This window comes from Frankia sp. AiPs1, from assembly GCF_023716945.1.
In the GTDB taxonomy this organism is placed as follows: domain Bacteria; phylum Actinomycetota; class Actinomycetes; order Frankiales; family Frankiaceae; genus Frankia.
Window position 1 is genome coordinate 15,918 of sequence record NZ_JAMQQF010000029.1, and the last position, 13,066, is coordinate 28,983.

Consider the following 13,066-nt stretch of genomic DNA (forward strand, 5'->3'; position numbering starts at 1 on the left):
CGGCTCAGGCGCCGGCGGCCGTGGGCCTGCGGTTCTTGAAGACGAGGACGGCCACCACGAACGCGACCGCGACAAAGGCAACCAGCACGAAGAAAGAGGTCGCGATCCCGTGCGCCAGCTCGTGGTGCAGCTGGGCCTGCGGAGTGAGGTCGGCGTCTGGATGATCGGCGGACGCGCGCAGCGAGGTGCCGTACACCGTGGTGAGAACGGCGATCCCCACGGCGAGGCCGATCTGCTGCAGGCACTGCAGCAGCCCGGAGGCGGATCCGGTGTCCCGCGGCGGCAGTCCGGCGAGGATGACCATGTTGAGGGGCATGAAGGCCAGCCCGATCCCGAGGCCGAGCAGGATCAGCGGTCCGACCACGCCGCCCGGGTAACTGCTGGCGCCGTCCAGCCGGGTCAGCCAGACGGCGGACACCAGCGCGGACGCGGTACCGACCGCGGTGACGGTCTTCGGGCCGAAGCGCGCGACCAGTTTCGGCGCCGTGCGCGCGCCGCCGAACTGGACCAGGGCCATGGGTAGGAAAGCCAGGCCGGCGCGCAGCGGGCTGAGGTCAAGCACCTTCTGCAGGAAGATCGACAGGAAGAAGAAGAAACTTCCCATCGCCGCCGACATGAGCAGCATGTTGGTGAAGGCCCCGGCCCGTAGCCGTTCCGCGAACAGTCGCAGCGGCATGATCGGCTGCTCGGCTCTGGCCTCGATGCGCAGGAACCCCAGCAGGAGCACGACGCCGGCGGCGAGGGTGACGACGGTCAGGCCGTCCGACCAGCCGTCCGACGCGGCCCGGAGGAACCCGTACACCAGCGACGTCATCCCCGCTGTGGACACGATCGCCCCGGCAATGTCGAACCGGGCCGGATGCCGGGGGGTCTCGGTGAGGAATGGCCTGGCCAGCGCGATGACCGCGATGCCGACCGGAACGTTGATGACGAACACCCACCGCCAGGAGGCCGTCGTCAGCAGCCCGCCGAGGACGAGACCGAGCGTCAGCCCGAGACCGGCGATCATGGAGAAGACGCCCAGAGCGCGTTGCCGCTCGGGTCCGTCGGTGAAGGTGGTGGCGAGCAGGGCGAGCGACGCCGGCGCGGCGAGCGCGGCCCCCACCCCCTGCACGGCGCGGGCGGCGACCAGCGCACCCGCGGTGGGCGCCAGGCCGGCGGCCAGCGACGCGAGGGTGAACAGGGCCAACCCGCCGATGAACAGCCGCAGTCGGCCGAAGGCGTCGCCCGCTCGTCCGCCCAACAGCAGCAGCCCGCCGAAGGCCAGCGAGTAGGCGCTCTGCACCCAGGCCAGGCTCGAGGCGGAGAAGTGCAGGCCGGACTGGATCCTCGCCAGCGCGATGTTCACGATCGTCGCATCGATGATCACCATCAGCTGGCAGGCGACGATGACACCGAGCGCGATCTGCAGACGGCGCCTGCGGTGCTCCTCCGGCGGAGTCACGGCGCCACGGGCCGCGGCCCGTGGCGTGGTTGCGTGCAGTTCCTGAGAACTCATCCTCATCCTTCGAGCGGGACGCGTCCCGGCGGGAAGGACCCGGCGGGCTACCTCAAGATCGAGCCCCCCGGCACGACCACCGGAAATGTGGAATAGGAATCCGTTTCCGTTTCGGCTGCCTCACGATACGGAAGATCATTCCGTTTTGCAAGGATGCTGGAAACGGACCCCTCCGTCCGGCACCGCCCGCGATGCCGGACGGCACGTCGGTCACCGGATCTGGACGGCGACCCGGTCACGCCCGCCGTGCTTGGCCTCGTACAGCGCGGCGTCGGCGCGGGCCAGCAGGTCCCGCAGGCTCGCGTCGCCGGGCGACCGCGGCGCGAGGCCGACGCTCAGCCGGATGTCGAGCGGCCCGACCGAGGTCTCTATCGGGGTCTGGGCGAGAGCGTCCCGTAGCCGCTGCCCGAGGGCCTCGGCGGTGGTCACCGGCCCGGACATCAGCACGGCGAACTCCTCCCCGCCGACCCGACCGATGAGATCCTCGTCGCGGAACGCCCGCCGGATGCGCTGGGCGACCTCGGTGAGGACCTCGTCTCCGACGAAGTGTCCGTGTGCGTCGTTGACCCGCTTGAAATGGTCGATGTCGATCATCGCCGCGTTCACCGGTCGGTCCGCGGCGCCATGGGCGGCGAAGACATGGTCCGCCCGCTCGAGGAAGTGTCGCCGGCTGGCCAGGCCGGTGAGCTGGTCGGTGGCCGCGAGGCGCTGCACCTTCTCGAACAGCCAGGCGTTCTGGTAGCCGATGACCACCTGATCGATCATGGTCTGTGCGATCTGGATGCGCGTCTCGGAGTAGCAGTCGGGTGTCCGGGAGGCGAGCACGACCACCATCTCGATGCTTTCCCGCAGCGGGACGGGCGCGGCCAGCCAGCTGCGGGCCGTCTGCCCACCGCCCGGCAGGTCCATCGCGTCGGCGGTGGCGACGAGCTCGCCGCAGTCGAAGGCACGCGCGATCGGGCCGTCGGCCGCCAGCCGCAGTTCGGTACCGACCACCCCGTCCGCCACCTCGCCGTGCGTCGAGCTGATCCGGACGGTTCCGGCCACCCGGGTCAGTACCCAGGCGACATCGAAGGGCAGGAGGTGGCCGGCGGCCGTCAGCACCCGCCCGAGGATCTCCCGGGTGTTCAGGGTCGAGGTCGCCTGCAGCGTGACGTTGCGCATCGTCTCGGCCAGGTCCCGCTGCCGGCGCTCCGCCGCGACGACCGCCTGCAGCCGGGCCGCCTCGGCCATGTTCAGCGACAGTCCGACCTGTTTGGCCAGCGTGATCAGGATCCGGGCGTCGTCGGAGTCGAACAGTCCCTTGGCGACCCGGCTGTCCACGTAGATGACGCCACTGCGGCCGCCGTCGACCGGAACCGGCGCGGCGAGGATGCTGCGCAGCCCGTACTGGACGGCGCTCTGCGAACCGAGGGCGGCGCCCTCGTCCGTGCCCGTGACCACCAGCGGCCGCTGCTCGGCCTGGACGCGTTCGACGACGGTCATCGCGATGCCGCGCGGTCCGTCGTGCGGCTGCCCGTCCGGCCCCTCTCGCGGCCCCTCGCGCGGCCCCTCGTCCGGCTCGAGGTCGTCGGTCTGTTCGGCGTGCCGCTCCGCGTAGAGCCGCAGCCGCCCCGAGTCGCGTTGGCGGTCGGCCGGGTCGGGCAGCAGCAGCAGCGCCCGGTCCGCGCCGAGGATGGAGATGATCTCGTCGAGGGCCACGGTGGCGACGGACTCCGGCGTCGTCTCCCGCCCGGCCGCCGCGCTCACCTGGAGCACCGCGTCGAGCCGGCGCCGGTCCCGGGAAGCCGTGGCCGGGGACGCCGCGCCGCTCGCCTCGGCGAACGACAGCCCCCGTTCGGTCAGCTCGAACTCGCGGTACACCTTGTGTTCCCGGCCGATCCAGCCGTACCGCGCGGCCAGCTTCGCCGCCAGCTCCGCCTCGGTGGTGGCGCGCTCGGGCTCGTCGAGTGCGCGCAGGCAACGGGCCCGTTCCAGCAGGGCGTCGAAGCGGACGCGGGGCAGGTCGAGGGTGCGGGCGGCGCGTTCCGCCGCGTCCAACAGGTCGAGCGCGCCGCCGTGGTCGCCGGCGAGCTGGCGGTCGACGGCCCGTAGCACCCGCAGGTCGGCGGCGAACGGCGGGTAGGCCGCCGCCTGCCGGGCCGCACGTAGCGCCCGGCGCGCCGCTCGATGACGCTGAGTGCGGACCGGCCCGGGAGGGGCGGCCCGGGCCTGCTCCAGCCGGCCCCGCGCCCGGGTGACCCAGAACTGCCGGAAGAACCCGGGCACTCGCCAGGACGGCTGGACCACGTCGTCGCCGACCGCGATCGCGGCGTCGAAGGTCGGGCCGAAATCGTCGTCCTCGATCTCGAGCTCGGCGACGTCGCTGCAGATCAGGTAGCGGCGGATCCGCTCGGTCTCGGGTTCGCCGTCGAGCGCACCGAGCCCGGGATGGGGAACCGGAGGGTAACGCAGGGTGCGGGCGAGTCTCGCCCGCAGGATGGCCAGGTCCGCCTGCACGCGATCCGCGTGCGGCCTGGCCTCGCAGCGTGCCCACGCCTCGCGGTCATGCCCGCGCAGCGCCAGGCTCCGCACGAGGATCGAGTAGCTGCTGGTGAAGAAGAAGGTCTCGATCCACCGGTGAGCGCGCCGAAAGGTGTCCTCGGAGTCCCGCTCACCGGCGACGTTGCGGCCGAGGAACAGCAGCGCCGCGGAGGTGTACAGGTAGGCCTCCGCCCGCAGCACCGGGTCCTCGCTGTCCGCCACGAGGTCCCGCAGCCGGCTCACCCCGCGCTCCACCACCCGGGCGCGCCGGAAGTCCGCCGCGACGAGGACGAAGCAGCCGTGACTGCGCAGGTACTCCTCGCCCGAGCCCAGCCGCTGGGTGGGGTGGACGGCGGCCATCATGAAGGCCAGCATCGGACCGATCCGTCCCGAGAGCCATTCGCTCAGGATGCCGATCTCGTACAGGCGGCAGCGGATCTCGTGCAGTTCCCGGCCTTCGCCGCGGGCTGCGCCGAATCCCGTCCAGCGGCGTCGACAGGCCATTCCCGCCGCCCACCGGCCCATGCTGACGGCCGCCATCGCCGCGGGATTGGCGGGTAGCCCGCGGCCGATCTCGGCCAGGCCACGGTGGACGTACTCCAGTGCCGCGGCCGTCCTGAACTCGGCGAACTCGACCCCGGCCAGTTCCAGCAGGGCGCGGGCGCGCCGCCGCGGGTCGGCCTGCGAACGCAGCGCCCGGGTGAAGTGGGTTCGGGCGTCCGCGGGGGCGAGCGTGCGCGCGCAGGCCAGCGCGAAACCTTCCTCGAACTCGGCGTCGGGTTCGAGGCCCGCCTCGTCCGCGGCCGTCTGCGCGGCCCGGAAGAGGGCCACGGCCTCGTAGGGCGCCGGGGTGGCGAGCGCCGCCGCCGCGGCGGTCGAGGTCAGCCGGAAGCGACGGTCCGGCGCGATCCGCCCGGCGATGGCATGCCGGGCCAGTTCGTACAGGTGGCCGTCGCCGTTCGCGACGTCGCCGTTCGGGCCGTCGCCGTTCGGGCCGAGGTCGTTCGCGCCGAGGTCGTCGAGGACGTCGACGACGCGCCGGTGCGCGGCCAGTCGCTCCTGCGGGCTCATGGTCGACAGCAGCGCCTCGTGGACGCAGTCATGGACGAAGGACCAGGTCCCGTCCCGCCCGCGGGCGGCGAGTTGATGCGCCTGCGCCTCGGCGGTCGCCATCGAGATCGCGGCGCTGGTCTGGCCGCTCGCGGCGGTCAGGAGCGCCAGATCGAAGCCGCGGCCGATCACGGCGGCGACCCCGAGGACGGCCGCGGCGGTCGGGTTGAGCGCGTGCACCCGATGGCGGATCAGGTCGAGGACCTCGTCGGGCAGCGGCAGCGAGTCCAGGCCGGTGCGGTCGAGGACGAAGCGGCCCCAGTCGGGCCGGACGAGCCCGGCGTCGATCACGGCCCGGACGTACTCCACCACGGCCAGCGGGTTCCCGGACGACCGCACGGCGACATCCCGCGCGAAGGCGTGGTCGGTGATCTCGCCGAGATAGTCGCGGATCACCTCCGCGACCTCGTGTTCGCGCAACGGTCCGAGCGTGATCTCCCAGCTTGTGGCGGATCCGGCCGCCACCCGCAGGGCCGGATCCCGGGTCGAGTTGATCAGCAGCAGCGGCGCGGGGTCGGTCGAGGCCGTGAGGTCCTCGAGGATCTGCCGGTCGGCCGGACCCAGCCAGTGGGCGTCGTCCACCCAGATGACCAGTCCGTGGCAGCGCAGGGCAAGCCGGCTGAGGAAGCCGACCGCGGCCGACCGCAGGCGCGGTTCGCCGGCCTCCGGCTCGCCGGCCGTGCGATCCACCTCCAGCACGCGGGCGAGCAGCGGATGCACGCGGGCGAGCAGCGCGGCGTCGGGACCCGCGGCCGACACCATCCGGGCGACCAGGTCTCGCCGCCGAGGCTCGGGCACGGCCGGCAGGCCGCGCAGGTAGCCGTCGATCAGATCGTGCAGCAGCGCCAGGGGAGCGGAGCCGTTCGCGGCGCACCGTCCGCGCAGGATCAGCGGACCCTGTACCGGGCCGTCGACCGGGCCGTGCGCGGCGAGCAGGTCCTGAATGAGGAGGGTCTTGCCGGCCCCGGCCTCCCCGATGACCGTCACCACGCCGCATTCCCCGGTGGGGCCTCGTTCTCCGGTGGGGGATCGTTCTCCGGTGGGGCCTCGTTCTCCGGCGAGGCATCGCGTCCACGCCTGTCGCAGCAGCGCGCCTTCGCGGCGGCGGCCGACGTGGCGACCCCGGACCAGCATGTCCGGGTCGCCCGCGCCGGTCACCGCGGCCCGGTCGACCGTGGGATGCGCGGCCGTGGGATGCGCGGCAGTGGGCGCTCCCGGGGCGAGCGGCGTCAGCGCGGCGACGACGTCGAGTGCGGACTGGTACCGGTCGTCCGGGTCCTTGGCCAGCAGCCGAGTCACGACCGCGGCGAGTTCCGCGGGGACGTCCGCGCGCACCTGCGTCAGGGGACGGGGCGTCGCGACGGCGTGCATGCGCAGGAGTTCGGCGGTGTCGGCGGCCTGAAACGGCGGCGAGCCGGCCAGACAGGTGTGGAGCACCGCGCCGAGGGCGTAGAGGTCGGAACGCGGCTCGATCGGCCGTCGCAGCATGCCGGTCTGTTCCGGGGCGCCGAACAGAACCGTGCCGACGGCCCGGTCGGTCGGTGGCCCGCCGGCCCGGGTCATCAGCCCGAAGTCGAGCAGGGTGGCCTTCCCGTCCGATCCGATCATGATGTTGGCGGGCTTGACGTCCTGGTGAACCAGGCCGCGCCGGTGCGCCTCGGACAGCGCCGACGCCACGTCCAGCGCCACCCGGATGGCCTCGGCGATCCCCAGCGGCCCCGCGGCGATCCGCGCTTTCAGCGAATCACCCTCGATCAGGTCCATGATGAGAAACGGGTGATCCGCGGTGTGCCCGGCGGCCCGGATCCGGGCGATGTTGGGGTGGTGCAGGCAGGCCAGAATGGTGGCCTCGCGGGCGAAGGTCCGCACGACCGTTTCGTCGCGCGCCATCGCCCGAAGCGGCACCTTGACCGCATAGTTCCGGCCCTCCCGCTCCGCCCGATACACGACGGAGTAGGAACCGCGCCCCAGCTCCTCTCGGATCAGGACGCCGGGTATCTCAAGCTGAACCACACAGCGTCACCTCGTCCGCGCCTACGCTCACCTGTCGCGGTCCGTACCGACTCACCCCGGACCTGGTGACTGTCTCGCGATATGCGAGTGATCGCATGTCGGGCCCGCATCGCGACGCTGCCGGGATCCGCCGGCCGGGCCCCTCGGCATCCCGCTGGTCACAGATCCACGCTGGCGAGATGATCGGCGGTGCCCCCGCGCCACTCGACCAGGAAGAGCGTCGCGTCGTCGGTCGTGATCCCGCGCCGCTCCCGCATCAGCGCATGGGAGACTCCACGTACCATTTCCCGCACGTCTTCGCCGCGGGCGCGCTCGACGATGCCGATCAGTCGCTCCTCGCCGAACTGTTCTCCACCGCTTTCATGCTCCTCGACGAGACCGTCGGTGAAGAACAGGACGCGGTCCCCGCGCCGGAGAGACTGCTCGCTGATCTGCGGTATGTCACCGCCGAAGCCCACCGGTAGCGTTCCCGGACCCGCCAGGGTCTGGATGACCTGGTGATCGCGGATCAGCAGCGCTGGTGGGTGACCCGCGTTGACCCACTGCAGGTGACCCGTCCCGACATGCAGACGCATCATCTGCGCGGTGACGAAATGGTCGGGTCCGAACTGCCCGTTGATGGCCGCGTCCATGAACATGTACAGCTCGGCAAGCCCGATGTCGGCGCGTCTGGCGTGCCGGTAGGCGCCGATCGCGACCGTCGCCAGTACGGCGGCGTCCAGGCTGTGCCCCATCGCGTCGATGACGGACATGTGCAGGATGTCGTCGTTGAGGGCGTAGTCGAAGCTGTCACCGGCGATGTCGTAGGCGGGTTCGAGGATGCCGGCCACCGCGACCTGCGGGGTGAGCATGGTCAGCGGGGGCAGCAGAGACCACTGGATCTCCGCGGCCACGCTCATCGGTGCGCGGCGCCGGGCTCGGAAGAACTGGTCGGTGTAGTTGCTCTTGGTGACCAGCATGTCGGCGACGAGGCCGGCCAACCGCCGCAGCAACCGGCGGTCGTCGTCATCAACGGCGGCGAGGGTGAGGGCGAGTACTCCCACCTGGTCGCTTCCGTCCAGCAGGGGCAGGTACATCCGCACACCGTCGGCCAGCGGCTGCTCGACGGTCGTCGTGCCAAGGAACGCGGTGCCAGCGGGGGAGTCGTCGATCGACACAGGCTCTCCGATCGTGAGGCCCCGACCCGGCAGCGGCGTCAGTACCCGCTGCTCGTAGTCCTGCAGCAGGATCGAGACGTCCCGACCACCGATCCGGTTCACCTCTTCGGCCACCAGCGGGGCGATCAGCTGCGGCGGCATCTCGTGCGCGCGGTCCAGCAGCAGGCCGAGCAGCCGCTCGCCGAACCCCTCCGACCGATCCACCGGAACCCTGCGAGAGCCCTGTCCGCCTGCCACCGTGGCCATCCCCTGTCCCTCGCCGGCCCTGCATAGCTGTGCGAGCCTGACCGGCTGGCGTCAATCGGTCACGCCGACACCCCGGCCGCACCGTTGACCGATGGGGGTACACCCTGACCCCTTGGTCACCGCCTTCTGCGAATGCGCTCGGACCCACCTCGCGGGTAGCAGGTGCCGTCGCAATGCTTTCGGTGGATGACGGCCACCTCTCCGACCGCCCGCGGCATGGCGCGTACGTGACAGCGAGGCACGTCGAGAGAGGGCCCTTGGCCCGCTCTACCCGAGGAGTCCCCCGGCCCGCGTGGCCGGAGCGCGGCCGCCGCTGCCGTTGGGGAACCCCCCAGGCTGCGTGGCCGGAGCGCGAGTGGTGGCCGGGGGCGCCGTGGCCCGAGGTTTGGTGGCCCGAGGTGTGGTGGCCCGAGGTGTGGTGGCGCGGGGCGGTGCTGTCTGGGCCGGGCGACCGGCGGAGACGACGAGACGGACGTCGGAGCCACGGTCCGCGGACACGATCCGGGGCTGCTGGTCGATGACCGTGCCCACCGCGGAATCCGACCGACGTTCCGCCCGGGTGACCTGGAATCCGGCCTCCGTGAGCTGTTCGACGGCGGTCCGGGCGGGCTGGCCGACGACGTCGGGCACCGGGAGCTGAAGGCTCACGACGGTGATGGTCACCGGGGTTGCGGGTTCCACCTTCTCGCCGGCGTGATCCTGCGCTTCGACATGCCCCGGCGCGGCGGCCGGCCTGGCCGCGGTGCTGGTCAGCACGGTGACGGTCAGGTCCAACCGGCGCAGCGCACTCTCGGCGTCCGCCCGCGACTGGCCGATGACATTCGGGACGAACACCGCGGAGGCGCCGCCCGAGACGGTGAGCACGACGGGGGAGTCCACGCGAACGACGTCGCCGGACTGCGGCCGGACCGCGAGCACGGTGCCCCATGCCCGGGCATCGGGACTGCGGGTCTGGGTGATCTGGCGGAAGCCGGCCGACTGGAGCGAGGCTTTTGCGCGAGTGGCGGGAAGGCCGATCAGCCCGTCGGGAACGGCGGCGGTGGCCGGGCGGGACGGTGATGTCGGCCGATGGATGACGAGCGCGACCACCGTGACGACGGCCGCGATCGCCAGCATGCCGGCGAGAACGGTCAGCCGTCGGACCTGTCGGCGACCCCGCCGCGCAGCGGAATCGGGTGCGGCGGGTGCGGTGACCGACTCGTCGGTCACCGGACGGGCCGCGGTGGGCGGTACCTGCGCGACGCCCACCCCGAACTCGGGCGTCGTCCTGCTGAAGGGCGTGGTCCTGGTGATGGGCGTCGTATCGCTGACGGGCGCCCGCTCGATGCCGGTGGCCGCCTGGGGTGCGGCGCCGCCCAGCAGGTCGGCCAGGAGATCCGCGACATCCGGGCGTGCCGCCGGGTCCTTCGCCAGCGTCCGAAGAATGAGCGGGCGCAGGGAGGCGTCCAGGCCGTCCGTGTCGGGCGGAGAGTGCAGCACCGCATCCCGCAGTCCCCGTTGATCGACTCCGGTGAAGGGGAAGCGTCCGGTGCCGGCGTAGGTGAGCACGCTGCCCCAGGCGAACACGTCGGTCGCCGGGGTCGGGCGTTGCCCGGTCCACTGTTCTGGGGCCATGAGCTGGGGTGTTCCGGGCTGCTGGCCGCTGGACAAGGTGATGCCGACGGCCTCGTTCAGCGCGCGGGAGATGCCGAGATCAATGACGCGTGGACCGGTCCGGGAAAGGATGATGTTGGCTGGCTTGATGTCCCGGTGCACGATCCCGACGCGGTGAAAGGCAAGCATGGCGGATGCCAAATTCATGGCGAGCTGATGGAGCTCGGATCGGGACAGCGGCCCGCGTCTCCTGATTTCCTGGCTCAGCGTCGGCCCGGCGATGAACTCGGTGACCAGATACGGGTCACGGGTCGCGGTGTCCGCGTCCAACACCGACGGGGTGTAGGGACTGTTGATCCGCCGAGCGTTGTCGACCTCCCGGGCGAACCGGGCCAGGAAATCAGGCTGCCGGGCAAGGTGGCGGTGCAGTGTCTTGGCCGCGACCCATCCACCGGCCGGGTGCCAGGCCAGGAACACGGTCCCCATCCCGCCCTCACCGAGTCGGCCGAACAACCTGTACGGCCCCAGTGCTGGGGGATCGTCGTCCTCGAGCTCGGTCACTCCGTCCGGCAGGACGGCAGGATCGCGCACGGCCTGGCCACCGCTGTCCTCCAACACCGGACCATGCACCTCCCGCAGCACCGAGTACGCACACGATATTCGGAGGGCCGCGCCCAGAATCTCGGGTGCCATCGTGGCCGTCCGGCGCCGACAGCCGAACCAGCGGGAGCGTGGAGATCAAACTTGCTCGCCGTCGGCCGGTCCGAGTCGGGCCGTGAGGTCGAGTCGGGCGAGGCGGTCGGCGTCGACGAGGGCGTGAATCTCGGTGATCCGCTCGTCGGCGACGGTGAAGCCCATCACCGAGACCGGCCTTCCGTCGGCCGTGATCACCACGCCGGCGGTGCCGTTGACCAGCACCGGGTGCACCACCGCCGCGGGCCGGGCGAACAGCAGCGCCCGGCGGGCGACGTCGCGCGCCCCGCGCACCACCGCAGAGGCCTGCGGCCGGCACGCCCCGCCGTCGGCGCGCAGGACGACGTCGGGGTCGAGCACCGCGACCAGGGATGTCATGTCGCCGCCGCGGGCCGCGGCGAAGAACGCGTCGACGACCCTGCGCTGGTCGGCCTGGTCGGCCTGGTCGGTCTGGTCGGCGTCGGGAACGGGCGCGTCGAGCGCGCGCACCCGTCGCCGAGCCCGGCTGGCGAGTTGGCGGGCCGCCGTCGGCGACCGACCCACGACCGGCGCGATCTCGTCGAACGAAAGGTCGAACAGGTCGTGCAGCACGAAGGCCAGCCGCTCGGCCGGAGCCAGGGTGTCGAGCACGGTGATCAGGGCGAGCCCGACCGAGTCGGCCAGCAGGGCCTCCTGCTCGGGCTGCCCCGACCCGGCGGCCGGGACGAGAGCGATGATCGGATCGGGGACGTGGACGCCGACCAGGTCCTCGGCGCGGGTCCGGCGGGTCCGAAGCATGTTCAGGCAGATTCGCGCGACGACCGTGGTCAGCCATCCGCCCAGGTTCTCGATGCCGCCGGCGTCGGATCGGCTCAGGCGCAGCCAGGCGTCCTGTACCGCGTCGTCCGCCTCGTCGACGGAGCCGAGCATCCGGTAGGCCACGGCGCGCAGATGCCCACGATGCTCCTCGAACCGCCGGGCAAGCCGTTCCGATTCGTCCATCGGTCCCGATCCTCCGTCGGCTTCGGCTTCGGCTTCGGCTTCGGCCTCGGCCTCGCCTCGGCTTCCTGCCGGCTCCTCATCCCCAGGAGCCGGCGACCTGCTTTGTGACGGCATTCAGCCGGTTGAAGACGTTCGTCGTCGCGATCTTGAGGATCAGTGCGGCCATGCCACGGTCGTCGTAGTGCCTGACCGCCTCGGCCCAGACGTCGTCGGGGACGGGGTCGACGCGGTCGCTGAGCCGGGTCGCGGCCTCGGCGAGTGCCAGCGCGGCCCGCTCGGCGTCGTCGTAGTAGCTCGTCTCTCGCCAGGCCGCGACGGCACCGAGCCGCTCCGCGGCCTGTCCACTCTTCAGCGCGTCCCGGAAGCCGGCGTCCACGCAGGCGCTGCAGCCGTTGATCTGGCTGACCCGCAGATGCACCAGCGCCAGGGTCGACGCAGCCACGCCGCCCGTCTCGCTGGCCGCGTTCAGCGCCGCGATCGCCGGCCATGCCGCGGGGATGACCGCCGCCGGGTTCCTCATCCGTGCCGCCACCGTTTCAGGTCCTCTCGTCCGGCCCACGCCGCGGCGGCGGGCCCCTGCCGCGGCGGCGCTGTCGGCCGCCCGTCTCCTCTCTGACCCGCGGCGCGGCGCAGATGTGACAGCTCGCCGTCCCGCGGCATCGGCGGAGCCGCGGAGGGCGGGTGTGCCCGGTCGATGCTCGCGAGGACGATGCCTGCCGTCGTCGGTGGCGGATGCATGGGAAAGCACCTCCATGGTTCTTCTGTAGGGTTCTGCGTCTGATTTATCCCTACGGAAGAGACAGGTGGCGGCGCTGCCCCGCACACCGCCTCCTGGCCGGGGTCGGGGCCGGGGCCGCCGCTGCGGTGGGGTTGTCCGAGCCCCGATCACCTCCCGCGGGTGCGGGGGGTGACGCGGCGGGTGGGGGCAGCGGTGGTGGGGTCGTCCGGCCAGGGGTGACGCGGGTAGCGTCCCCGCAGCTCGGCGCGGACCTGCGGGTAGCCGGTGCGCCAGAACGACGCCAGGTCGCTCGTCACGGCCACCGGGCGGCCCGCCGGGGAGAGCAGGTGCAGGACGATGGGGGCGCGGCCGTCCGCGATCGCCGGGACCCGGTCCCAGCCGAACACCTCGGCGACCTTCACCGCGAGGACGGGGCCGTCGGGGCCGCTGTAGTCGAGGCGCACCCGCGACCCGCTCGGCACCTCCAGCCGCTCCGGCGCGAGCACGTCGAGCCGGGCGGCCTGCGGCCAGGGC

7 protein-coding genes are annotated in these 13,066 nt (G+C 72.3%); all 7 read right to left on the reverse strand.

All coding sequences use genetic code 11. From position 1 onward, the window contains the following. Positions 1–4 precede the first annotated feature (4 nt). Positions 5–1,498: an MFS transporter gene (locus ND748_RS05815; protein WP_251744631.1), complete on the reverse strand. Its 1,494-nt coding sequence runs from the start codon at positions 1,496–1,498 to the stop codon at positions 5–7. A 210-nt stretch (positions 1,499–1,708) separates the two neighbouring features. Continuing rightward, positions 1,709–7,144, reverse strand: coding sequence for a diguanylate cyclase (locus tag ND748_RS05820; protein ID WP_251744632.1), 5,436 nt, complete (start codon positions 7,142–7,144; stop codon positions 1,709–1,711). Between the two features lie 158 nt (positions 7,145–7,302). Next, entirely contained in the window at positions 7,303–8,547 is a 1,245-nt protein-coding gene (locus ND748_RS05825; protein ID WP_285901656.1) for a PP2C family protein-serine/threonine phosphatase, read from the reverse strand. Between the two features lie 267 nt (positions 8,548–8,814). Further along, positions 8,815–10,833: a PASTA domain-containing protein gene (locus ND748_RS05830; RefSeq protein WP_251744634.1), complete on the reverse strand. Its 2,019-nt coding sequence runs from the start codon at positions 10,831–10,833 to the stop codon at positions 8,815–8,817. Positions 10,834–10,878: 45 nt separating this feature from the next. After that, entirely contained in the window at positions 10,879–11,814 is a 936-nt protein-coding gene (locus tag ND748_RS05835; protein ID WP_251744635.1) for a sigma-70 family RNA polymerase sigma factor, read from the reverse strand. 76 nt (positions 11,815–11,890) lie between these two features. Further along, a complete protein-coding gene (locus ND748_RS05840) occupies positions 11,891–12,346 on the reverse strand; it encodes a carboxymuconolactone decarboxylase family protein (RefSeq protein ID WP_374215852.1) in 456 nt (151 codons plus the stop codon). Positions 12,347–12,699: 353 nt separating this feature from the next. Continuing rightward, positions 12,700–13,066, reverse strand: a 367-nt coding sequence (locus ND748_RS05845) for an ATP-dependent helicase C-terminal domain-containing protein (RefSeq protein WP_285901657.1), incomplete at its 5' end; no start/stop codon positions are given.

Coding starts and splice junctions, on each gene's coding strand:
- ND748_RS05815 (WP_251744631.1), bottom strand. CDS start 1,498: ATGAGTTCTCAGGAACTGCACGCAACCACGCCACGGGCCGCGGCCCGT.
- ND748_RS05825 (WP_285901656.1), bottom strand. CDS start 8,547: ATGGCCACGGTGGCAGGCGGACAGGGCTCTCGCAGGGTTCCGGTGGAT.
- ND748_RS05830 (WP_251744634.1), bottom strand. CDS start 10,833: ATGGCACCCGAGATTCTGGGCGCGGCCCTCCGAATATCGTGTGCGTAC.
- ND748_RS05835 (WP_251744635.1), bottom strand. CDS start 11,814: ATGGACGAATCGGAACGGCTTGCCCGGCGGTTCGAGGAGCATCGTGGG.